The 26,125-nt window shown below is 43.8% G+C and carries 13 protein-coding genes; 4 read left to right on the top strand and 9 right to left on the bottom strand.

Features of this window, described 5'->3' with window-relative positions:
* Positions 1–391 precede the first annotated feature (391 nt).
* The 3 genes from ACWYVB_RS11305 to ACWYVB_RS11295 all read right to left on the bottom strand — a co-directional run bounded on the left by ACWYVB_RS11305 (position 392) and on the right by ACWYVB_RS11295 (position 2,927).
* Positions 392–970, bottom strand: coding sequence for a hypothetical protein (locus ACWYVB_RS11305; protein ID WP_308400518.1), 579 nt, complete (start codon positions 968–970; stop codon positions 392–394).
* 169 nt (positions 971–1,139) lie between these two features.
* Entirely contained in the window at positions 1,140–1,712 is a 573-nt protein-coding gene (locus tag ACWYVB_RS11300; protein WP_264301655.1) for a hypothetical protein, read from the bottom strand.
* Between the two features lie 285 nt (positions 1,713–1,997).
* Positions 1,998–2,927 carry a LysR family transcriptional regulator gene (locus ACWYVB_RS11295; protein ID WP_074190519.1) on the bottom strand — a complete coding sequence of 310 codons (930 nt, stop codon included), beginning with the start codon at positions 2,925–2,927 and terminating at the stop codon, positions 1,998–2,000.
* Positions 2,928–3,191: 264 nt separating this feature from the next.
* Between ACWYVB_RS11295 and ACWYVB_RS11290 the strand changes: the two genes are divergently transcribed.
* Together ACWYVB_RS11290 and ACWYVB_RS11285 are read left to right on the top strand one after the other, a co-directional pair.
* Positions 3,192–5,033, top strand: coding sequence for a 2-oxoacid:acceptor oxidoreductase subunit alpha (locus ACWYVB_RS11290; protein WP_074190518.1), 1,842 nt, complete (start codon positions 3,192–3,194; stop codon positions 5,031–5,033).
* Positions 5,023–6,021, top strand: a complete 999-nt coding sequence (locus ACWYVB_RS11285; RefSeq protein WP_074190517.1) for a 2-oxoacid:ferredoxin oxidoreductase subunit beta — start codon at positions 5,023–5,025, stop codon at positions 6,019–6,021. Before ACWYVB_RS11290 ends, ACWYVB_RS11285 begins: the two co-directional genes overlap by 11 nt.
* Before the next feature lie 183 nt (positions 6,022–6,204).
* Here ACWYVB_RS11285 and ACWYVB_RS11280 read toward each other — a convergent pair whose 3' ends face one another.
* Complete coding sequence (locus ACWYVB_RS11280) at positions 6,205–6,849, bottom strand: CatB-related O-acetyltransferase (RefSeq protein ID WP_074190516.1); 645 nt, start codon at positions 6,847–6,849, stop codon at positions 6,205–6,207.
* A gap of 94 nt (positions 6,850–6,943) precedes the next feature.
* Entirely contained in the window at positions 6,944–8,095 is a 1,152-nt protein-coding gene (ampC, locus tag ACWYVB_RS11275) for a class C beta-lactamase (protein WP_074190515.1), read from the bottom strand.
* Between the two features lie 359 nt (positions 8,096–8,454).
* On the opposite strand from ampC, the gene pdxR reads away from it, so the two are divergent.
* The gene (gene pdxR, locus ACWYVB_RS11270) at positions 8,455–9,858 is read left to right on the top strand and encodes a MocR-like pyridoxine biosynthesis transcription factor PdxR (protein ID WP_317410391.1); all 1,404 of its coding nucleotides are present in this window, start codon (positions 8,455–8,457) and stop codon (positions 9,856–9,858) included.
* 388 nt (positions 9,859–10,246) lie between these two features.
* On the opposite strand, the gene ACWYVB_RS11265 is transcribed toward pdxR, so the two are convergent.
* The 4 genes from ACWYVB_RS11265 to ACWYVB_RS11250 form a co-directional block, all read right to left on the bottom strand.
* A complete protein-coding gene (locus ACWYVB_RS11265; protein WP_317410390.1) occupies positions 10,247–18,949 on the bottom strand; it encodes an Ig-like domain-containing protein in 8,703 nt (2,900 codons plus the stop codon).
* 120 nt (positions 18,950–19,069) lie between these two features.
* A complete protein-coding gene (locus ACWYVB_RS11260; protein WP_301658407.1) occupies positions 19,070–19,684 on the bottom strand; it encodes a phage tail protein in 615 nt (204 codons plus the stop codon).
* A 31-nt stretch (positions 19,685–19,715) separates the two neighbouring features.
* Positions 19,716–20,678, bottom strand: coding sequence for a formyltransferase family protein (locus ACWYVB_RS11255; RefSeq protein ID WP_226977509.1), 963 nt, complete (start codon positions 20,676–20,678; stop codon positions 19,716–19,718).
* Positions 20,679–20,685: 7 nt separating this feature from the next.
* Positions 20,686–21,984 carry an SAM-dependent methyltransferase gene (locus ACWYVB_RS11250; RefSeq protein WP_317410387.1) on the bottom strand — a complete coding sequence of 433 codons (1,299 nt, stop codon included), beginning with the start codon at positions 21,982–21,984 and terminating at the stop codon, positions 20,686–20,688.
* 869 nt (positions 21,985–22,853) lie between these two features.
* Here ACWYVB_RS11250 and ACWYVB_RS11245 point away from each other — a divergent pair.
* Positions 22,854–26,027, top strand: a complete 3,174-nt coding sequence (locus ACWYVB_RS11245) for an AAA family ATPase (RefSeq protein WP_317410386.1) — start codon at positions 22,854–22,856, stop codon at positions 26,025–26,027.
* Positions 26,028–26,125 lie beyond the last annotated feature (98 nt).

Genomic DNA, 26,125 nt, shown 5'->3' with positions numbered 1-26,125 from the left:
AAAACTATGAAATTTACCTAAAGCTTGATAATCGTTGTGAAACCATCTATCAAAAACTTTCGCCCCAAAATCGTTCCTCCGACAAAGCTATGACATTTTCAAACCATATGTTAACTAAATGCTAAGGGGTACTGATAAAACTAGCAAAGTACTTACTAAATAATAAAGTGGCTCGCTCGTTATGCCAAAAATTCAAATATCACTTTATTTTCAAAACCAGCTATTGAAATCTGCAAAGTGTATGGGGGTTAATAATCCTGTTCTACGTGCGAAGTACTCTAACCAACGGCGAATGGCTCCGAATACCACCTATAGCTATCGCATTCCAGAGAGAGCACATAAATTATGCACCAGCGTGCACTAATAGTTAAAATGATTGGTGATAGCTACGTTAATTAAATGATTCTGTCAAATTAGAAGAGAATACAAGCCCATTAAGCTGATTTTGTTCACATATAACCTTGAACTTCTCAGTACAGTATAAGTTGCCGGCCCCTTCTAATCTCGATTTAAAGATCACTTTATCTTTTACATCGTCATCAATGAACACAAGGACCTCTAACCCGTCCGGGCTTCCATATGAGATCTTTTCTATACATTTTTGTCTATCTTCTTTTCCAAAAGTCAGCGATGTATATAAATACCATTTCTCGCCTTGATAGTTAACAGGTAAAAACTCCCCGCCCTCTGATAGATAAGTATTCAAGATTTCATATGCCCTCGGAGATAAAACAAGATATGTACGCAACCATAAGCTAATATCAGGTAATTCAGAGTTTTTTGTTAACACGTCTTCAAACTCGACTACCGCAGGCTTCCAAATACCTTTCAGAGATTTATTTTCAACACCCTGTAATAAGATCTTCTCAAAATAATTGAAATCCCCCAGCTGGGTAGCGACTTCATCGGGACAAGTGCATATCGTCTGAAACACATGTAAATTATCGTTAATCTTATAAACCGTCATCATCTTTTCCAAGCTTCACTCTTACCTTCCAATAAATAAATGTTATCCTTTAAGTCTATTTTGACTCGAAATAAGTTCACTTCAAAGTGCTGATTACGAAGAATTGCATTATAAAATTGGCGTTAATACAAGAGGTCATTTTTGATAAGTCAATTTCTTGCCGACCGATTAGTTAACTAAATGGGTCTGTCAAACTAGATGAGAACACAACTCCACCTAGATCATTTCTCTCGCACAAACTCTTAAACGATTCCGTACAATACAGAAAGGTCGGTCCTAGCATCTTTGACTTAAAAACGGCCTTTTCCGTAACACCGTTTCCATTAAACACTAACACCTCTAAACCTGCTAAGCTACCATATTCAAGTTTTTGGACACACTTGTCTTTATCTTCTGGCCCAAACTCCAATGGTGTATATAAGTACCACTCTTCTCCTTGATAACGAATCGATAAGAACTCACCTACTTTGCTCAGTGGTTCTTTTAAATATGCATAAGATTTAGGGGAAAGCACTAAGAAAACTCGTAGCCATAAACTGATATCTGGAAGTAATGAGTCTTTCTTGAGAACATCTTCAAACTCAATATCCACTTCACCCCATATACTTTTTAAAGAAAAGTTTTCTAATGGCTGCACAACGATTTTTTCTATTAAATCTATATCACCTAACTGCCTAGCGACAGAACTAGGCGTAGTGCTCACAATTTTATATTCATTGTGACAGTCGGAAATTTTATAAATCATTATAGGCCTCTTCAGTACTCATTTATCCTTTCAGGTATGGTCTTAGGATATATTCATTTTTTCAAATGATTTTTTACTGGAAGGAAAGAAGCTATAAAGGACAAGATAACAAAATAAAAGAGTCTCTCTACCTTAATGAGGCTGGGATTCCAACGGTGCTGATGGTGAAGCGTAACTTCTCAACTCCGTTACGACTTCAATTCCGTATTTAAGCTTGTCAATTAGCCATGGTCATATTACATTTCGACCTGTCACCACTTTCCAGTTTCAGAACAAAGAAGAGCTTTAATGGTTCAGCATCCAACTGCTGTTGATCGCCTCTCCCTGCTCATCAAGTTTATGAATAATATAGTCGATAAACACTTTTACTTTCGCGGGCACAAACTTACGACTTGGATAGTATATATAGACACCCTGACCTTCGGTTCTTTGAGGTTCAGAAACCAACATCAGTTTACCTTGCTGTACTAAGTCTCGAGCAAGATATTGGGGCATCAGAGCAATCCCTGCTCCTAAACTCGCTAAAGAGGCCATCGCATAACCATTGTCTACTGTCACTTGATGTGTAGGACTAAATTCTACTAATTGCCCATCTAAAGGCATCGTCAAGGTAAGCAAGCGCCCCGATTGTTTATAGCGGTACATTATCCATTTGTGCTGGTTAAGCGCTTCAACACTCTGAGGCCGACCAAACTTCTTTATGTACTCCGGACTGGCAAACATACCCATATCAATAGGACATAATCGCCTCGCAATCAGGTTGCTGTCATTAAGTCTCCCGCTTCGAATAGCAACGTCCATCCCACTCTCCAATATACTGGTGTATTCATCAGAAAAGCTAAGATCCAACTTCACTTCAGGGTAACGTTCGCAAAACTCTGGAATCAGCGGAGTTATATAGTTTTGCCCGAACGATAAAGGAAGGCTGACACGAAGTGTACCAAACGGAGATGCAATACTTTGATGAAGCTGCTCTTCACTACTTTTGAGCAAGTTGATCACTTCTCTTGCCGTCTCAAGGTAGTTAAACCCCGCTTCAGTGAGCTGGAGTTGACGTGTTGTACGGTGAACTAAACGAACACCCAAATCCTGTTCTAGGCGAGCAATCGCTTTACTAACAGTAGAAGGCGACTGCCCTAATTGATTCGCGACTGCTGTAAAGTTCCCTAAGTCCACAACAGATACAAACAACTTTATTAATGACAACTTATCCATACGCTCACAATTAATGAAAAATAATCACATCTAATATGACAGAAAAAGTATTTTTGTGTCATGCAAACTTTTCTAGTATTTCGGAAAAGCATACCTAGCTATGGATATTTCTACTGACCTCAGAGACGACAAATAAAGCCAACACCATTAACTCTACACTCATAATGCTCGTGCTTACGGCATTTTCTCCAACCTTTATTCCATTGCATCTCATTAAGTGCAATAAAACATACTGAACTTGCTCTAACACGGTAAGAGGTTTTAATGACAATAATTCAACTTAAACGCGAAGTGATCTGTTTTGCTGGCGATTCTGGAGATGGTATCCAATTACTTGGAGAACGCTTTTCAGACAACTCGTCGAAACAAGGAAACGATGTCATGACGTTACCTGATTATCCAGCTGAGATAAGGGCTCCGGCAGGAACCACATCTGGAGTATCGGCTTTTCAGATGCAGTTTGCCTCAACAGAGATTTATACTCCTGGCGACGATTTTTCAGTCTTAATCGCTCTGAATGCCGCTGCATTAAAAACCAAAATCTCACAACTCGTTGAAGGCGGTTTGGTGCTTATTGATCTCGATGGTTTTAATAAAAAAAACCTTGAGCTTGCTGGCTATGAATCTAACCCATTGAGCGATGGTAGCCTCGCAAATTACCGAGTGATTAGTGACAGTTTTACGCGTTTAACCGTTCAATCTCTTTCTCAGTTAAACATAGCGCCTAAAGTAGTGAAGCGAAGCAAAAACTTTTTTATGCTTGGTATTGTTTTATGGATTTACAGCCGTCCACTAGAGCCGACCATTGAATGGCTAAATAATAAATTCGCTGACAATCCGCAAGCGAGAGAGGCAAATACTTTAGCCATAAAGTCGGGATTTCATTATGCCGAAACAACCGAAATATTCAGCGACTGTTTTCAGGTTGCTCCCGTAGCAGATAAAGCAGGCTTGTATCGCACTGTTTCAGGGAACGAAGCATTATCGCTTGGGTTAATATGCGCAGCAGAAAAACTCCAACGCCAGCTATTTTTGGGCTCGTACCCCATAACACCCGCCTCAGATATTCTACACACGCTATCAACCTATCAACACTTTGGGGTTACGACATTCCAAGCAGAAGATGAGATTGCAGCTGCTTGTTCAGCTTTAGGCGCATCTTATGCTGGCGGTTTAGGAGTCACATCAACGTCTGGCCCTGGATTATGTTTGAAAGCAGAGACCATTAACCTTGCCGTGATGGCGGAGTTGCCAATGGTTGTTATCAACGTACAACGTGGAGGCCCCTCAACTGGCCTACCGACTAAAACAGAGCAATCAGACTTGCTTTTGTCTTTGTATGGTAGAAATGGGGATTCACCACTCCCAGTGTTGGCTCCTGCTTCTCCCGCAGACTGCTTTGACATGGCAATCGAGGCCTGTCGAATTGCTACTACATTTATGACGCCAGTGATCTTATTGAGTGACGGCTACTTAGCAAACGGCTCCGAATCTTGGCTCGTGCCCAACCCTGATGAGATTAAGCTCACTGCCGAGGCAGCAAAAGCAAACATAAGCCCGTTTTATCCCTATGCCCGTGATGACGTGTATTACAGCAGAGAGTGGGTCACGCCTGGTACAAAAGAGAAAATGCATCGCATTGGAGGATTGGAAAAGCAAGCGATTACAGGCAACCCTTCTCATGATCCTGAAAACCACCAGCGCATGACTGATGAAAGAGCAAAAAAAATAAATAACATCTGCCATTTCATCCCTAAACAAACGCTAACAGGCAGTACTCAAGACTCACTGCTAGTGCTAAGTTGGGGAAGCACGCAAGGTTCTGTGTCGACCGCAATTGAGCATCTGAGAAAGCAAGGAGCATCGGTTGCTCACGCCCATATTAAGTATCTAAACCCGTTTCCAATCAATTTGGAAGAGATCATTAGCCAATTCAAACATGTGCTTGTTTTTGAGTTGAATAACCAACAACTCGTCAAAGTGATTCGCTCACAATATGCCATTTCTGCACGCTCCGTAACCCAAGTTAAGGGGTTACCATTCAAAGTTCACGAGGTTATTGAGTCTATTAACCACCACCTGAAGGATATTAAAAATGACGACTAAGGTACTCAACCGCAAAGATTTCGCATCTGATGTTGAAGTCAAATGGTGTCGAGGCTGTGGTGATTTTAACGTATTAAAAACGATGCAATCCGTTCTAGCACGATTAGGTCGAACTAAAGAGAACACCGTATTCATCTCAGGGATTGGCTGCTCATCTCGTTTTCCTTATTATCTCGATACTTATGGATTTCATACGATTCACGGCCGTGCCCCTGCCATCGCTACTGGTGTAAAAGCTAGCAATCCAGAGTTAGATGTTTGGGTTGTAACTGGCGATGGTGACGCACTGAGTATTGGCGGTAATCACTTTATTCACGCGATTCGACGCAACCAAGACATTAAAATTTTGCTTTTTAATAATGCTGTCTATGGACTGACCAAAGGCCAATTTTCCCCGACAAGCGAACAGGGCTTCATTTCTAAGTCGAGTCCTGAAGGTTCTCCCGATCAAGCGCTTAAACCTCTGGCATTAGCAGCATCCGCAGGTGCTACGTTCATAGCACGAACATCGGACAATGATCCTACACACATGACGATGGTGTTAGAGGCTGCTGCCGCGCATTCGGGCACTGCTGTAGTTGAAATCCTGCAAAACTGCGTCATTTTTAACGATAAAGTGCACGAACCTTACAACGGCCCAGCTAATAGAAGCGAACATCTACTTTATCTCTCAGATAATGAACCGTTATTGTTTGGTAAAACACACTCAAAAGCGTTGATCAATAAAGGGTTTGGCTTCCAGATTGTCGAATCAGAGGCCCCGAACCTTTTGCTCCACTCCAGTCAATGCGAGGAGTCATACTATGCTTATGCGCTTGCTAACTTGAGCTATCCAGACTTTCCCGTACCCGTGGGCGTTTTTCGTTCAGTGACTCGACCTACTTTTGATCAGGTCATTCGACATCAAAAACATCAAGCAACTCTAAAATATGGTCAAGGCGACTTAACCGAATTGCTCAAACAAAACAGTTATGAGCGTCTCTGCTAACAATTGAAAGAGCCAGCTATTGAGGCAATCTTCCCTGCAAAGATGAAACTAAAAGGTTTCCGATTCTAGTTGGCAACTTGCTGAATGATGAGTTGATAAGGAAGTGTGGTGGTTGCAGATATCCATCACACTAAAAAGAGGCTCTATAATGAGCCTCTTCTGTTTTTTAAAATAGTGACATCGTCACTCTACTGAATGATTTCTATCGTATTCAGCGCTTGCCTTTTTCAGCCCTTCTAAATCGTCTGAACATAACAATCTCTTCAGGCTGTCGATTTTCTTATCAGGCCAATCATATATCCTAAGAGCGAGTAGTTCGTCTATCGTCTCTAGAGAAAAGCGATATTTGATATGCTTAGCTGGTGAGCCTGCAACCATGCTGTAAGGCTCAACATCTTTCGTCACCACGCTGTTTGCCGCAACGATTGCTCCTTCTCCGATAGTCACACCCGGCATTATCATGGATCGCATACCGAGCCAGGCGCCATCGCCAATGTGAGTATCTCCTTTCCCGACATACGCTTCTTCAATAAAGTCCATAAATGGGTACAAGGAGAACCAATCAGCTCTATGTGTACTATTTCCCCCCATAACAATCACAACTTCCGCTGCAATACAGACAAAGTCACCTATATGTAACTTATCAATCTTCCATTTTGGTTCCCAATCTCGGCTGAACTCATCGCCTTGTAGATATCTTACAACGGACTCCTCAAAACCGGCGTCCCAACAATCACTGTAATAACTATGTTTACCTTTAATCGTTATATTGGGATTCGTAACAACTTCATGTAGCAAAGTCACCTTAGACCAATGCTTAGTTTTCATGAATACTCCTATAAATACTATCGAATAAAACAATGCAGATAGTATGTATCTAAATAAGCTCTAATAATTACGTAGTGCCTATTACCACTAAAATTTATTTCACCACCGAGCTAATAATATTGTAAGCAGCCTCTACTCTTTCTGCATTGGGGTAGTTTTTATTCGCTAGAATCACTATGCCTATTTTTTCAGAGGGTACATACGCGACATATGCCCCAAAGCCACCTGTTGAGCCCGTTTTGTTATACCAAACGTCACGACCGAGAGTACCGGATAAACTTGCTTGAACCGGTTTAGCGTTGAGAATTACGTCGCTGGAGTTACCCTTCAATAATTGCGAAAGTGAAACGGGATAATCATAACCTTCCCACCCTACGGCTTGTGTAAACGTGTCGGTATCAAAATACTTAGTATGAGTTCGCTCTAGCGCGTTTTCTATATCAGTATTAAGTTGCGCTTGACCCATATTTGCTTCGATATATTGAAGCATATCTAAGCTTGTTGATTTAATACCATAGGCTTGTGCATCAAGAATACCTGGATTAACTCTAACGGGTTTTCCCTCAGAACTATAACCAAAAGCATAGTTGTTAAGCTTATCCTTTGGTACATCGACAAACGTATTGGTCATACCGAGCTCAGATAGGATGACGGTTTCCATCATTTCCGTATAGTCTGACTTCATACTCAAGGCACCGATGTAGCCAAATAGACCAATACTAGGGTTTGAGTACTTCCTCTTAGTACCGGCTTCGTACTCCGGTTTCCACGTTTTGTAGTACTGAATCATGTCAGCGTCGTTCGTTACTTCGCTAGGGAATTGCAATGGTAGACCACCTGCAGTGTAGGTTGCGACATGAACTAGCTTGGTATTACCCAGAACACTATTTTCTAATTCTGGAATATAATCTTTGACCTTGTCATCCATATTCAACTTGCCTTTTTCTTGGGCGTACCCAGTCAAAGTAGCGGCAAAAGTTTTACTGATAGAGCCGAGTTCAAAAATAGTGTCGTTAGTGACTAAACTCCCCTTACTTTCGTCAGCGAAACCGTAATTGTAAAAATAACGCATACCATCAATCGTTACTGCAACAGCCAACCCCGGAATGTCGTATTCGTTCATTAATCCTTTAGCACATTCATCAACTACGCTCTTTAATTGACTGCTAACCGTTAACTCCGTTTTCGCAAACGTGACGAAAGAAGTGAGCGATAAAATGGCCACCAAGGCATTGTTTAATTTCATTGAACCCTCAATTTTTAATTTTCACTTATAATTAATTTCTAGTTTATTCCAAGGCTTTTAGCTTTTTATATAAAAGTAATCCTGACTTGAAGAACTCCAATCGTTAACCCCCGTTGAATAACACTGTGTCTTCAAATTTTTAGTGCGATATAAACAGGTTTAAACCTGATCACCGTTGATAGGTAGGCCGATTAGATACGAATGTAAGTAACATCCGTTTGCAAAATGGGGAAATAGTGTACTCAAATGCGCTTTCTCCATACCAAGATAACGGTATACTAGGCAGATATACTTGGTATATACAGATCCACATCCTCACAACGCTTTAGAGCCACTTTTCAACGTCTACAGAGAAAACGATGCCATTTTCACTACACTTCGAAACTGGAAAAGTCACCAGCCAACAGCTTTATTCCGAGATATACCAAGGGATATTAGAAGGCAGATTACGATCAAATGAGAGATTACCGTCGACTCGCATGTTGTCAAAAAAGTTAGGCATAGCAAGAAACACTGTCATTTCGGTGTATGAGCGACTTCAGTTCGAGGGGTGGATAGTAAAAAAGGCAGGGTCTGGCACGTACGTAAGTAATGCTCTAGAACAAACGGTGAATCAAGATAAGAGACCAATAAAACACTACCAACTAGGGGTGTTTGGCACTAACGCAGCGAAAAAGCCAGAGATCATCGCACCAAAGAATCTAGACTATGACTTCACTTTAGGCGTTCCTGATCATCAGAGAATAGCAAAGCATATTTGGCGACACTCAAGACTGAGTAGGCTCAATGCATTAACTCCAGAGTTTGCACATGGTGGTGATTTGCAAGGGTTAGCTTGTTTACGAGAGTCTATCTGCGAGTATGTAAGACATTCGAGAGGCGTAATCTGTGATCCTGAAGACATCATCATTACGCAAGGGTGCCAGCAGGCAATAATGACGACTCTCCTTACATTACTCTCTCCGGGGGACCTCGTGTCGACAGAAGATCCAGGATATCCTGTTTTTCGAAATCAAGCTCGATTGCTTGGCGCGCAAATAGGCACCGTGCCGATGGACGACCAAGGCGTTGTCGTTGAATCAATCCCTTCTAATACCAAAATTATTTATACAACGCCTAGTCATCAGTTCCCTTTAGGCTTTAGCTACTCCGTCGAAAGAAAGTTAGAACTGTTGAGGTGGGCAGAAGTTAATAACGCAATCATTATCGAAGATGATTATGATGCGGAATATCACTATCTCAATACCAGTAAGCAAGCTCTCAAGTCACAAGACAAAAATGACTGCGTCATAATGATAGGCAGTTTCTCTAAAATACTATTTCCCGGCATACGCATTGGCTATATGATTCCACCAAAGTCTTTAATAGAGCCAATTTCAAATATGTTATGGCACTTGGGAAGAAGTACATCTGTAGTGTCTCAAATCCTACTTGACGAATTCATGCGTGACGGTCATTTCTCTCACCATTTACTCAATATGAATAAAATTTACAGCGAAAGGTACCATAAACTCACTCAATTAATTGACAACGTAGATTGCTTACAACGTATTCCGAGCCAAGGTGGGTTACATATAGCAGCTGAAGTATCGGGGTGCGCGACAAAAATGGCGAATAAGTTTGCTTCATCCAATGTAGCGGTTTATCCATCATCACATTTTTCTATCAACAATCATTCTAATGCCATCTTATTTGGATTTGGCATTATCCCTACCCCAAAAATAGAAAGAGCATTTGATATTATTCAATCAGTATTAGATTAAACCGAGATAGTAGCAAGTATCTCATCCTAAAGCAGATATAAAATTGCCCCTTCAAAAATATTATAAACTTAAAGAGTCATAGACTTATGAAGAGGCAATATCAAATTATCGTTTAGGTATCAATTTATCGTCTTGTTATCACCAGCAGAGTCAGGGCAACTGCGAGCTTGGAACGCTTTTCAACCCAATAAGGGTTCACTACGAATTGTGGCTCTCTAACCCGCTTGTTTTGCTTCAGCCCCAACACTATATTTCTTCGACTATAAACGTACTAGGTTCAAAGTAAAGCGACGTATCACGCATTAATCTCCAGTAATTTACCATACCGCTTCATGATCACTTGGGATACAAATTATCGAAAAATACCAAACCATAAGTTAATACGCTGCTAACGGCTCAAAAAATAACGAAGTTGTAGCGCAATTATATCAACATCATTTTCATGTAAAAAATAACGAGCGCCTTGGACACCGATCTCCCAATTATCTGAGAGGTTGTAGCCAACTTCTGCACCAATATATCCATCAAAACCATCCACTTCCGTCGTTATCTTGCTGCCTTGATACGTACTTTCAATATCGGTATCCCAAAACAAGCCCCCTAAACTCAGTTTTGCGGACCATGAATTGTATTGCCAGAACTTATAACCGATGTCGAAGCCTATGCCCTTAACAAGGAGTGGTGCTATAGATGCGACACTAACGTGATAGTCTTCTGGTGAAGTAGTCGCACTACGCAATGTTGCACTACCTTCCCCCATATCAATATAACGGATAGTTCCTGACCATTGCTCAGAAAAAGCATATCCAAACCCGATAGAACGGTAGAGCCCGGTGTTGTCAGTAGAGATTACGTTATCACCTTTAACAGCATCACGCTCATCTGCATGGCTTGACCCCATTTGAACATCAACATACCAACCCGCTTGACTACTAAAACTAAACACAGCAATTAGTGCTAGAGCACTGTTTCTTCCATAACGTTTCATGGCTCCTAACAAAATCAAAAGCATCAACACCATGCCACCCAATGATCCTGCTGAAGTATTTTCAACCTTTACATCTCTTACCAACTTAACTGTCACTATAACTTTCCCTGTGTCTTGCAGGCCTTGGCTATCTTGAATGATATATGTCAACACATCATTGCCTTCAAACCCTGAGGTAGGGGTATAGGTCACGCTCTGATCTGCATTCATGACCACCTGCCCATACTGCGCTTGGACTGAAACCAACTTCAATGTGTCGTTATCCGGATCGGTATCGTTAGCAAGGACATAAACCGTGACAGGGGTACGATCATCGGTGGTAATATTATCGTCCACCGCATTCGGATTCTGACTGTTTACCACATTCACCGTCACCTTCGCCGATCCCGTTCCACCATTACCATCCGTTACGCTATAAGTGATCAAAGCCTCCCCGTAGTACTGTGGTTGAGTGACATAACTTAGTTTGTTATCAACCACACTAACACTACCAATATCTACAGAAGCGCGACTTACCTTCAGCCCATCACCATCAGCATCGGTATCATTGCTCAATACATCGAGCGTCACCGTACCATTGAGACTCACAAACGCATTGTCGTCAATCGCTTGAGGAAGTGCATTATTGCTTACACGAGCGGCAACGACGCCAGGGTCAACGACACTGCCATTAGCCAATCCGTCATCATCGTTCGGACCACCGTCTTCAATGGTAAGTTGTACACACCAGTCACCTTCAGTCAGACCCTGTGACCATGAACTGTGCCCTGGTGGCGGACAATAACCAGCCTCGCCAGCACTAGAAGAAACTGTGTTTTGAGCATCCTCAATAAAGTCTATCCACCCCTGTTCAGCGTTATACTTTCGGTACACTGCATTTGCTGGAACAGGTAAACGCTGAGGCAAAACTAATTGATAGCTTTGGCCGGGCAGCGGCAAATTAGTTACTACAAAATCAAAGATTCCCCCGATGCTCTTCATGTTGATATCTTTAGGAAGCTCCTCATCTAGCAATAAAGCTCCTCCTGTTGTGTTAGTCAGAATGGTTATTCCTTTGCGTAAACAGACACCTGGCTGCCCCTCAATGAGGAAGCGATCTTTTTCTGACACAACCTGTTGAATTACGTTACAGTCAGAAATTGCGTCAAGATAGTCAGGAATGCCATCACCATCACTATCATTATGACCTTCTTGATCATCCGGGATTAAGTCGCCATCACTATCTTCACTTCCGAGCTCCGCCAATGTGTGTACCACTTCTAAATAGACATTCCGTGTCACTGATAATGGTGGAGTGCCATTGTCAGTAACTGTCAATTGCAAATTGTAAATCGCTGAACTCAGTAATTGCGGAGAGAAAGTCAATGTTTCGCTGTACATCTGCCCCGCAATCACTTGGTTAAGTACATCGCTATCACTACTCCATCTGAAACTGTGTATATCGGACATATTTGCATCATTAACACTGCTTGTGATTGTGACCGGTTCAACACCATTTTCAATTTGGCTCCGCTGCTCCCCCGCCTGAGATACACTTACCGAGACCTTCGGAGCCACATTCTCTTCAAAGATTGTCAAGGTGTAACGACTCTTACTACCTAGATTAAGGGTGCTGTCCAAATCAATCACTAAGGTTTCAACGCCTTCACTTTGTCCATCATTAAGTAGTTCGAACGAAAGTTTGCCTTCGGTACCACTAGTTATCACCACTTCGCCAGAGGTGAGTGTGTGGTCATCACTGTCTGTGCTTCCTGAAACCGTGTAAGGTACGACTACTGGGTAACTCGGCGAAGGGCCGTTAAGGTGTATCGTTACGCTATGGTTGGTGCCTTCCGTGGTTTGCGCATCTTTGGAGATACTTATCAGTGGATACACTGTTACCGTTTGACTAGCCTCAGCGACGTTTCCATCAGAGTCTTGAGTACGCCAATAGACCGTATTAGTTCCAGGTCGGAAGAAGGTCGTGCTGTCGACCAATGAAACAGGTAATAGCTTGCCTGTACTATCTCGGGCCACGGCAGAGCCTAATTCAACTTTAGTAAAGAGCGAAGTTGCTTTCACTTCAATATCTGAAGGTGCGGTTATTGTTGGTGCGTCCAATTTCGCACTTTTAATTGTCACGATTGCTTTCGCGGTGGCCTTTCCACCATTACCATCTTTCACACTGTATTGCACTGTCACTGTACCAATTGAGGTCGTTACCAATTGGATTTGACTGCCCACAATCGTTGCCGTTCCAGATGTAGGTTTAACCCATTCCAGTTGTAATGTGTCTAGATCAATATCGCTGTCGTTGCTGAGTACATCCAATAAGTAGCTACCATCGTTACTCTCGGTAAAGACATAGGTATCATTAACTGCCATTGGTTCATCATTGACGTTGATTACCGTGATGCTAAACGCTGCTAGAGAGGCGCTTAGCTCACCGTCAGAGACACTAATAACAATATTATTGGTACTGCCAACATGCTCATTTTCCGGCGTACCACTTAGCAACCCAGTTGCTCTATCAAAGGTTGCCCATGATGGTTTATTGCGGATTGAAAAGCTCAAGCTACTACTATCAACATCCGATGCCTGCAGCGCGAAGCGATACGTACTGCCTTCGTCGACCGTAAGAGCAGGAGTGCCACTGATCACTGGCGCGTCATTGACATTGTTAACAACAATACTGAATCGATTGAGCATTGTGGTCGTGAGACCATCAGAAACCGAGATAACAATGCCCTGATATTTGCCAACATCACCATTATCTGGTGTACCACTAAGCGTGCCTGTTGATGCATCAAAGCTAGCCCAAGATGGCTTGTTCACGATACTGAAGGTGAAGGCTTGGCTGTCAACATCTGACACTTGTGGCGTGAACAGATAGATGCTGTCTTCATTCACTTGTGTTGCTGGTGAGCCAGATATAACGGGTGCATCATTCACGTTATTCACAGTAATCGAAAACGCTGACAATGAGGAAGAAATTTTGCCGTCGGATACGCTAATCACTATATCTGAATAAGTCCCCACATCACTGTTACTTGGCGTGCCAGAAAGTGCTCCTGTTGTCTTGTCAAATGTAGCCCAAGGTGGCTTGTTAGCTATCAAGTAGGTCAGAGTATCCGCTGGGTCATCGTCCAATGCCGCGGGCACAAACTGATACACACTATCTTCATCAACTTGCGCCGATGGGGTACCCGTAATCACTGGCGAGTCATTAACGCTATTCACCGTGATGGTCACTAACGCCACTCCAGAGGTAAGTTCTCCGTCACTTACGCTGTAAGTGAAACTGTCCTGACCAAAGAAGTTACTGTTACCCGTATAAACCGCGTGATTGCCTGTGACGGTAACATTACCGTTGACTGGCGATGTTACAATTTGATAGCTCAAAGATGAGCCTTCTGCATCGTTACCATTTAAAGTAATGGTCAGCGGTATCTCTTCCTCTCCCGTAGCACTGATATCGGTCGCGGTTGGTGTATCGTTGACTGGATTAACCGTCAAATCGACACGAACCTCTGTCGAGTCTAGATCACCGTCGTTGACCTTGAACAAGAAGAAGTCGGAGCCATTGAAGTTCGCTTCTGGTGTATAGCGCCAACCATTATTGGTCAACTGCTCTAGCACGCCATGACTGACTTGCTCAGTGATAAGATACTGCAGAGTGTCATCATCGTTATCAATATCTGAACCAACCAGCGTGATCACCAAACTATTGTCTTCATCAAGCGTTTGTGACTGTGCTTGCGCCATTGGTGCGTCGTTGACTGGTGTTACCGTCATGGTCACTGTTGCGACGTTAGATACAGCACCTGCTAAGTCTGCCACCGTATAGGTGAAGCTGTCTTCACCGAAGTAGTTCTCATTGGGGTTGTAAACAATCGCTCCTGACGCCGTCACGTTCACACTGCCATATGCTGGCGTATCGACGACTGTGACACTAGTGAGTTCAAAACTGTCTCCAGCATCGGCATCACTATCATTGCCTAATACGTTGACTTCAAAGGAGCCTCCCTCCAGTAGTTGTGCACTGTTATCAACAGCAACGGGGGCATCATTCACTGGCGTAATATTGAGCGTGACGGTTGCTGGCACGGAGACTGCCTGACCACTATCGGTTAACGTGTAGGTAAAGCTATGTTGACCATTAACGTTCGCTGTTGGCACAATCTTTAGGGTCCCATCGGCATTAACACTGACCGAGGCAAAACTGTATCCCCCCTCTCCTTGACCAAGATCTTGCAGGGTAATACTACTCGCGGTGAATGACCCATCTTCAATATCACTGTCGTTACTTAAAACATCGAGTATCGATGTGACATCTTCATCAAAGGTAAAACTGTCTGCCTCCGCCACTGGTGAGTCATTGACGGAACCGATATTGACGCTGACTGTGGCCGCAAGAGAAACGCCGCCTTCACTGTCTGCGATCGTGTAAGTAAAACTGTCGCTACCATTTTCATTCGCATTCGGCGTATATACAAAAGTGCCTACAGCTTGATCAATGGCGACTTGTCCTTTTTGAGGCAAACTAACTAACGCTAAATCACCCGCTGGGATGCCATCTTCAACATCCTTCGCTTGACTACGCGCGGTGACTGCTGCGCTTGCGGTATCTTCGTCAGTGTTAATGGTCAGCGCTTTCGCGACTGGCGCATCATTTATAGCCATGATAGTGACGGTCACTGTCGCGTCTTGTGACTCCTGCAACAGGGCATCTTTCACGGTATAGGTAAAGCTATCCGTGCCTGTCTCATTACTATTTGGCGTATAGGTAACAACACCATTACTGATCGACACCTGACCTTTAATTGGTTGCGTTTTAACCGTTGCAGAAGAAGCGACCATGTCATCATTAATATCGGAATCGTTGGCTAACAGATCAAATTGTTTCGCCGTATCTTCCTCAGTCGAGAAGCTATCATCAACTGCCGTTGGCGCGACATCGTAGCGTTTAGTCACCGTATCCGTCACTGCATCAGATGCATTGCCTGCGGCATCGGTTACCACCACGCTTACTGTCAACGTCCCCTCTTGCAAACCAGTGACGTCAATGCCCGTTACTTGCATGGTCTCCGAGGAGATTGTTTGACTAGCGCCGTCAATGGTCGTGGTACCGTCGGTCACGCGATAAGTGAACATCGCGTTCACTTCAGCTGCTGCGAAGGTAAAGCTCATCGCCTGTTCGTTGGTTTTGTTAATGCTCTCCTGATCAATGCTGATGCTATGTCCAGTCGGGATCCCCGTATCCACTGAGATCAACAACTGAGTCGCTGCAGTATTGAGGTTGCCAGCTGCATCGCTAAATTGCTCTGCTGCAACATCAATAGTTGCATCCTCAGTGCTTTCTTCTGCAGGTGTAAAGGTAGCCGTGTAACTGGCGCCACTGCCCGCAAAGTTAGAAAGAGTTCCGCCAGCAACGGTCACATCGGCTTCGGCAAAATCAGTTGCGGCTTCACTCAATGTAAACGTGAGTGTTGCCGTTTCACCCGCTTTCAGCGCAGCGCTGGAGCTAGTGATACTGACGGTTGGAAGCACAGTATCGACGCTGATGGAAAGTGGTGTTGCTGCACTATTGCTGTTACCAGAGGCATCGGTATATGTGCCGGTGGCAACATCAATGGTGCCGCTCGCCACACTCTCTTCCGTTGGTGTAAAGGTCGCCGTGTAACTGCTACCGCTGCCCGCAAAGTTGGACAAACTGCCGCCAGTGACGGTGACATCTGACTCAGCAAAGTCACTTGATGACTCACTTAAGGTGAACGTGATACTCGCCGTTTCGCCAGAGATCAAATCGAGGTCTGAACTGCTCAAAGAAACAGTTGGCTGCACGTTATCTAACGTAAATGTTTTGCTAGCTGCACTGGAGGTGTTGCCTGCAGCATCGCTCTGGCTAGCCGCGACCGTCAGGGTGCCGTTGTTAAACGCACTTACATCAAGCTCACTGCCAATAGTCGTCCAAGCCCCGGTATTGTCGGCCGTCACCGTACGACTGGCATAATTGCTGTAGTCCGTGATGGTCACGGTCACGCTATTGCCTGCTTCCGCGCCGGAGCCAGCAATCAGCACGTCGTTGTCTTCTGCCGCATTGACGATGCCATCAGTTTCAATCGGCGTGGTGATGGTCACAGCTGATGGTGCGGCGTTATCCAGGGTAATGCTCTGAGTGGCGGCGGTGGAAGTATTACCTGCTATATCTGCTTGGGTTGCAGACACCGTCAGGGTGCCGTTGTTAAACGCACTTACATCAAGCTCGCTGCCGCTCAGAGTCCAGTTGCCTGAGTTGTCGGCCGTCACCGTACGACTGACAGAGCTGTTATTGTCCGTGATAGTCACGGTCACGCTGTTGCCTGCTTCCGCGCCGGAACCGGCAATCAGCACATCATTATCTTCCGCTGCATTGACAATACCATCGGTTTCAATCGGCGTGGTGATGGTCACTGCTGATGGGGCTGCATTGTCCAGGGTAATGCTCTGTGTGGCTGCGGTGGAGATATTACCTGCTATATCAGCTTGGGTTGCAGACACCGTCAGGGTACCATTGTTCAAGCCACTGATATCCAGCTCGCTGCCGCTTAATGTCCAGTTGCCTGAGTTGTCGGCCGTCACCGTACGACTGACAGAGCTGTTATTGTCTGTGATAGTCACGGTCACGCTGTTACCTGCTTCCGCGCCGGAGCCAGCGATCAGCACATCGTTGTCTTCTGCAGCGTTGACGATACTGTCAGTCTCAATCGGCGTGGTAATGCTCACTACGGATGGTGCTATTGTATCAATGGTGACACTTAACGCGTTGGATGCCGAGCTAACATTATCATCGCTATCTGACGCTTTAGCACTTATTGCATGTGTAATACCAGACGCCAACTCATTGGTTGTTATCTGCCAGTTTCCTCCAGTAGCAGTGCCTGTGCCAATAACCGTTGCACCTCCACCGACTTGATCACTGTATAAAGTAACGATCGATCCACTCTCGGAAATCCCACTAAACGTTGGAGTAGTGTCACTGGTAATATTATCAGTATTTAATGATCCGGTATCCGAACTAGCATCTAAATCGGGTGTAGATGGCGCATTTGGCGTGGTATCGACCGTAGTAAAGTTAAATGTGGCATCATCGCTGATCCCAGCAAAGCTATTATTTGCGGTGTCAGCCACGGCACTAGATTCAATATGAATGGCGTAAGTCCGGTTTCCTATCAGATCACTGGTTGGGTTTAAGTAAACTTTATCGTTGGTAACACTGATGCGGCCAGCGCCTGGTGAAGTTGTTGTGCCATCGCTTTCGGTGGCAACATTAAATACTTCAAAATCGCGACTGTCTGTAACATTACGAATGGTAATATTGCCGCTCTTCAGCTCAATATTCTCATCAAAGGCAATCTCGATGTTTTTGCTAACAGAAACATTGGTTGCATCATCAGTGGGGGTTGAGCTCGCACTGACAAAAGTAGGCGCGGTTGAGTCTGAAACCGCAGCGTCATCAATCTTGATACTTTTGATAAGATAACGAGAGTCAGCACCCGGACTTCGGGTAAACGCCATAGTCACTGTATCAACGTCCTGCCATGCAGAATCAGTAAAGTCTGTACCACGGGTCAGGGTAAACAAATCCTGTAACCCTGAGTTTGCTTCACCACCTTTTGGCAAGGTGACAGTTTCGGTCACTGTTTGAGTATTATTAGAGAAGCCAGTTAACACAAGTTGATACGTTTTATCTGAGTCTCGGGCCGACCCCTGCATAAAGGTAATTTCGTCGAAACTGAAGTTAGTACTTGATCGCTCAAAAAAGCGGAAGCCACGATTGTTGAACTCATTAATCATGGTATTTGAGAAAAAAACACCAGCTACAAACCCGAGGTCATTTAGGCCAGTAAACGGAGTGCTATCAGTGCTATTGCCGGCATCTAATACCATAGACACAGCACCTGCACTGGTAAGAGTGACCGAGGGCATACCCCCAGTGACGCCTGTCTCCACCTCACTAAAATTGGAACCTGAACCATTAGAGTAGTTAATCGTTTGCTGTGCGGCCCAGACTTCACCGGAAAAAAACGCTGAGGACACCCATGCTGTTGTAATTGCGATCGCTACCTGACGACGTAATCTCATTTTCCTCTCCCTGAATATGACGGCCTTATCAACATAGCCGGGTTATCATAATCAACTTAAATATTTAATTTTTTATAGGAAAGGATTAGCGAAAGTTTCAGCCAATTCTTTCTTGGTTGATTAGCTGCGCGGTGGGTATACTCCCGCAGTGGCAATTAACCAATTAATCGGCAATACCGGGCTCAAAATATTAAGTGGCTCTGAACCGCCTGTTTCAGTCACAGTTACAGTACCTCCTTCCGAGCCACCACCAGACACACTTAAGCCTTCGATCTCAGTCAAATCTGGTTGCTGAAACGTCGGTTTATAGAACCCGGGGGTAGAGTTTTGCGCTATATACGAATTACTTTCGGGTACCTGCGTATTTGCAGCATTGGTAGCAACCTGCATCCTGCCTGTTACAGGTGCAGCAGTGCCAAGAGGGGTAAAAATTGCCGTATGTAAGTGTGCTGGCATTTGGGTTATATCAATGGTTACCAGTTCAGTACCCAATCTTTCTCCCTGATGATAATCCATCCCCCCAGGTCGTGTGCCTACACCAACTGGACTGCGGCCACGCAAATCAGGTAAACCAAAGGTAGTTCGGGCGTCACCTCCGTATAGAGTGCTAACTAGAGAGAAGAGTGCTGGATTATCTTCAATTGCCTGCATTTGCCCCGAGCACATTGCCCAATTTCTAATTGCAAAATTGCCGCCAAATGCGGTTAGTGTCCCAAGATACGGTTCTGTAGCCATACTGTTCTTCCTTTTAACGTATACACTTAAGTTAAAACCAACCCATAACGTAATCTTTACTCGCAGGCTGAAGCAATGACATTCCAGCGTCCAGCCCAGCCATTTGCGCGTAGCGATAACCCGAAAACACGCCTTGCGGTGTAGCAATAACATCTATTGATATGGCGCTATCTAACGTTTTCACTTGTAACCCATGTTGTGGGCTGATCTGGAGAATGCTCCCCGCCTCAACACCGACTAAAGAAGTCTCCATTGCGCTTGCTTGCAAAACATTGGCGACACCATTTGGCAAGCTCAACATCGCACCTCCGAAGTCATGATTGCCTGCTCGCACTAAGTTGACGATTTCGCGACTCGTTTGCACGTTCCAACGAATGTGCAGATCATGTTGGTTTACTGCTCGTGCCACTTCGTTGGGGTTTGATACTTGCTTATGCCAAACCAGCCCTTGCTTTTGTTGCGCGATGAGGAAGTCATACATCAGCTTAGCCGTCATTTGTGACGCTTTTTGCTGAGCACTGGTTAAGGTCTCAAACGGGTGAAATGGTACCTCTAACTCCATTCCTATAGCGCCAGAATCAGCCGATGCCTCAAGACGATGCAGGGTGAGGCTAAAGGTGTCTAAACCGTCTCTTAATTGCCAATAGAGAGGCATCGGGCCTCGATACTCGGGCAGCTTTCCCGGATGAATGTTGTACAAGTTTCCGTTGAAAAACTGACACAGCGAGGAATGAACTATGTGCCTGAACAAATAGATGACGCCATCCGTGACTCGCCAAGCATCGAGTTGCGCTATCAAAGCACTGCTGTCATTGGCGGTATACTGAGCAATATGAATCGATTGAGCGCTCAGATAGCTATGTAGCTGCTGTAAGTCAGGATTTAGTTCTCCTTCCGGTACTACCACGCCCGCCAATTTATGCTGTTGTGCCAACAACTGAATGATGGGCAAGGCGTAACAACTTCCTGTAAAAACGACGTATTTTTGCTGCATATCGAAATCATCCATGGGTGGCGACAAAACCTGGCAATCCGGTTAACTGATAATAGAAACTGACCTTACCCCCTCCCTTCGCTTCAAAGTAATGGTGTTCAACAGCTTTGGGCTTGGCATCCACATAAAAAGTCATGTCGGGTTTAGGATGGGTAATACCAGAGTCGTATTGTCCGACCATCGCATCTCCGTAAGTATCGATATGGCTGTAAATGGCCAGGATACGTTTTGCCATATCTGGCACATCTTTCGGCAGCTCAATGGTGTTGCCTTGCAGCATTTTTATTCCACCATCTAGCTCAAAAATCTCGCTTCTGAGCAACATGGCTTTATTGACGTTAAGAATTTCTCCCAGATCAATTCGCTCATCTATCGCTTCCGGCTGGCAATGGTTGGAATGTGCATACTCTGCTTTTTCCCATTGTTGATTAAATTCCGTCTCCCCGATGACCATCATGGCGCGCACAGATACCTGATTGGGGATCATTTCGCCTTGAATATGTAAATATTGAACCAAATGTTTCGCGATGCTGAGGAACCCTTCCCGACTAAAGCCATGCTGCATCGCTTCAAGTATCAGGAGATCAAACGTTTGAGTTGGCGAAAATTGGGTAGCATCTTCTTCCACTAAGGCTTCAATGTAGTCTGCGATATCGAGATCAGCGATCAATTGATTGAGTGCTTTAATCGCTCCGGGGTGAATATCTACTAGTGTCACCTGAAGCTGCTCTGCGCTAATCCGATCACTTTGTTTGTAGTGAGCAAGTAAAGGCAGCAGCAATGGTGCAAAGGGGCCGCAAGCTGGATAAAGCACTTTAACCTGTGGCTTGTTGGCAAGCATTTGTTGGATAGCTTTGTTTGTACCACACGCAAAGCCTTTAATTCGGTACACATCTTTGATGGTGTGTTTACAGTTAAGTGGAGACATGACCAGCCCAGACGTGGAAATGTACTGTCGGGTCAGTTCCTCTTGAGTGAGTTTAGCCAGAGAAAGAGATTGGCAAGCGTTGCCATACATGCTCTGAAAGGCTTGCACCAGTGTTCGGTGCTCAACTTTCGTCTCCTTCAATACGAGCTCAACTGCCGCAGCGAAACTCTCTTTCAGTTGCCGTTGGCGTTCAGCCGTGCTGAGTTGGTTTTGGAGCATAGCCTCAAGTTGAGTCCGTAATGAGTACTTAAGCAGCTCATCCATTTCGGGTTCAGCAAAACCAAACTGTTGAGTTTGTTGCTGCACTTCTTCACCACCGACCGTCTCACGAGATTGAGGACGTTGCTGGTAGAATTCTATAGGTGAGCCCTTTTGCATAATTCATGAACCTCAATTGCCGCTGTAGCAGTTGTTAATGATGTAAACAAGCCTGTACTTGAGAAAAACATACACCATAAGCTCGGCGTTATAATATCTGAGCTCACGGATCTAATTTCATAAACCGTACTGACAAAATTGGGCAGAAAAATTGAGATAAAAACAGTTCCAATTCTGGAAATTCAGAGAGTAGTAAATAGTTAGGGTAATAGGCCTTTCGATAGGATTCTTCTAAAGCAAGCGCTTGCCAATCCCCTCGATAACAAGATCGTTTGACATGTGGCAGCCACGCAGTCTCCTTGATAGAGGTAAGCGCGGCATTCAAGTGTGGTGTAATATGAAATCCTTTTAACAGGCAGAAAAAGCCAATATCCATTGTATAAAGCCAACTATTTATAATATTGAAATTAAAATTATTTTTATCGGCAGTTATTTAGAAATTGCCGATATTTAATTTATAGACTAGAAAAACTTAACTCGCCAGAATAGAAATAAAAAAAACACTAAAAATAAAACTGTCAATTTATGTATTTAAAATTAAAGAATTTAATTGTTAAAGTTTAATATAATCCAATATAAGTTGAAGGTGTGCAATCTTTTAAAAGATATACATTTAAAGATATTTCAAAAAACTTATTAAGAAAAACATGAATTCACAACAATAATTATCAAAATTATTAATAACAAAAACACCACTAATACAACAATGAATTAAGGTAGTTTGAAGATTAAAATGCCCATTTCATTTTCGTATATAACATTTTAACTACTAGTATTATATGTGGTGAAATAAGATAAATTTATTCACTCAACATATCCAATCGATTCAGGTTTACTGGGAAAAGCTGTACGTTACAACGGAGTGAAATATGGCAAATAGGGATGGAAGAATTCCACTCAACGTATTACGACTCAAAGAACTGAGAAAGAAATTAGGACTGAGCCAAGAAAGACTGGCGGAAGAATGCTTTCAACAGGGTTTTGTCGTATCTATTGCTTCCATAAAGCGAGCAGAGTCTGGGGCGAATGTGCTGTATCGTACCGCATCCAATCTCGCGGAATACTTTTCTGTCCCCGTAGAGGACCTCTTAATAGATCGCGCCTCAGAACCATTACTTACAAATGTGTCTTCATCACCACCATATTTTTTTATTTTTGCAATCGAAGCAAAGTGTGATTTGACCGTAAAGACTCTGCAAACATTACTTTTCAGCCAAAACACTACACCCATAATACAAAACCGGACGTTTGTTCTTACTTGGTCTATACAGGAATCGGACGAATATGTTTTTGAACGAATTCGACAACTAGCCCTTCAATTACAGGTTGCTCTTTCGGCTTCGATTCGGTCTTTTATCAATGTGAAATACAAGCATCGAGTCACTGAGCTATCGGAACATCCGAATGCGATAACCCCAATCAATGAAATCCTAGTTAAAATCCCTTGGGGAGAAATAGCTGCTTGTCCTTGCTTTATCTCGTCCAATTGTGCCAGACCAATAAAACCGTTTCTAACAGGAGAGCCAGACTTCAACAACTGGCATCTTGTATCCTTACACCAAAGCCATACTGACTGTTTTGTAGGGCGTAAACTTGAACTAGAAACATTAAATAGCGGAATCAAGCGATGGCAAAAACAAGAAGCAGGCCAAACGTATTGTATTACTGGTACCGCAGGGATAGGAAAGACCAGCCTACTCAACCAGGTCATTGCGTCTTTGAATCGATCCTCGTGTTTAACCACAGAGATTCAAATCCTGAATCATGGTAGTGCTTATCTCTTGTCCCCTCAAAATATATTCACTCGGGCAATTTGTTCATTTACTCGTGAAGATACCGATGATTCTATTCGTCAGCAAACTGTCGAGTCATCAATTCCCTCTTCTTTCCACCTCTGCCTTTATTGGTTAATGGGGGTAGCACTCAACGAATCAGAAAAGCAGTTGCTGAACTTAATGGAGTTCCAAACGCTGAAACAAACGATAGAGCAATCTATCCCTTTCTTAATTCAACAACGGCAGACCAGCAAACCGCATTTGATTATTGTTGAAGATGTCCATTGGGCCGACGAAGTAATGTTGGCATTTCTTGAGACACTGCTACCTCATATCACAAAAACCAATATTTTACTCTTTCTGACGTTTAGGCAGCAAAAACGACTTAGTTCCAAACAATCTTGGTTTGCCAACGTGAATCTAATCGAACTTAGGGAGTTATCATCTGAAGAGTCTTACGAGTTAGCTTGCTCAATCACATGCCAACAGAATAAACATATCAATGACTGTATAAAGCTTGCGAAAGGCCATCCTCTATACTTGCGCCAAACACTGCTTTGCTCTCAGTTTGATAAAGACGTTCCGGAGTCATTGGAACATTTAGTTTCGATACAATTAGCTCAACTTCCAGCCCAAGATCGCCAAGCACTCTGTACTGCCTCTGTGTTGGGGCAGTGCTTTCAACTGGAGCAACTGCGTGAAATCACTCGAATTCCCGGCTACGTACCAGATAAGTTAGTCGATGCTGGCTTAGTAAAACTCAATGGCGATCAATACCTTTTCCATCATGATTTGATTTGCAATGCTGTTTTCCGTCAAATAGACAAGTCACAGTGTTCAAAAATACACATGGCCTGTGCAAAATGGTATGAGAACCGAGATCGATTCTTATATGCCGTCCATATTAATCATGCCAAGGTCGAAGGTGTATTTACTGTTCTTGAACAGACCGCCAAACATTACCTGAGTAATTATCAGTTTGAAAAAGCACTGACTCTTATTGAGTACGCTATTAAAGAGTCACCTAAAGAACAGATGGCGTATGCACTAAATATGAAAGGAAACTGCCTGTATTCGATGGGACGCATCAAAGAGAGTATTGAGGTTCTTGAGCAAGCGGTTCATCACACAGAAAATGATCCTGAACGTGTTCAATACTATTTAGACCTCATTAACCCCTACCGCTTAACCGACAACTTTGTACAAGCGATGTCGATTTTAGACCAAGCCCAAGCCCTGTGCGAAAAGCTGACGTTAAATAAATCTTTGTGTGAAATCCACTCGATGAGAGGTAATATGCTGTTCCCTACTGGGCAGCTAGACGAATGTGAGAAAGAACATTTACTTGCATTAGATTACAGTCAGCGAGCAAACTGTTTTCGCGCGAAAGCGAAATCGCTTGGCGGCCTCGGTGATTGTGCCTACGCACAAGGAAAAATGGCCCGCTCATACGAGCACTTAACCCAGTGTTTGCAATTGTGTGAAGAGCATCAGTTGCTTTCGATTGAAACTGCCAATCGCTACATGCTGGCAACAGTGATGATCTATCAACTGCAATCTGACGAAGCACTAAAACAGGCTCAGCATGCCTCGAATCTTGCCTATCTCACGGCAAACCGCCGAGCAGAAATTGTTTCCAGACTTACGGCAGCATGGATCTTTCTCGACCGTAATGTCTTGGTGCAAGCTGAAAACGAAATATCGACCGCTCTGCAACTTTCAAAACAGCTTAATGCTCATCGATTTGTCGCTTTTCTTTTGGAGTCCAGTGCAAGATTGCACTGGTATCAGGGAAAAGAGGAGAAAGCCCTTTCGGACATCGACACGGCTCTAGATCTTGTTCATATCAATAAGCTACACAATTTTATTGGTCCTTGGCTCGTATCTACCAAGGCACTTATTTGTGGCGATGAATCAACGGCCCTCTCCGCTTTGCGCACTGGTGAGGCTTGGCTAGAATCTACCTGTGTTGGTCATAACTATTTACGCTTTTACCAACAAGGAATCCAAGTAGCGTGGCAGTATAAGCAGCCTACGCTACTTCGAAAATATCGCGATAAGCTGTCTAACTTCACCCAAGAAGATCCGCATCCATGGGGTGATTTTTATATTGAACAAGCGAATCTGATGCTTGCCTTACTCGACCAGTCCAGCTCCGTCTCTGAGTTGTTAAACTTCAATCAGGCCGCGCGTAAGCATCAACTGAACCAGGCTCAAATAAGTGTTGATGAGCTCGACCATTGGCTCTTCACATCTACTCAACCATGAAATATTCAATAAACGAAGAAAGTCGACTAATTGCACCGTCAAATCCTCTTGTTTGCTCGATTTACCTCATCAAACACAGATATTCGAAACCATCGAAT

The sequence above is a fragment of the Vibrio sp. JZG10 genome (genome assembly GCF_054064075.1).
This window is presented reverse-complemented; position numbering and strand designations above follow the sequence as displayed.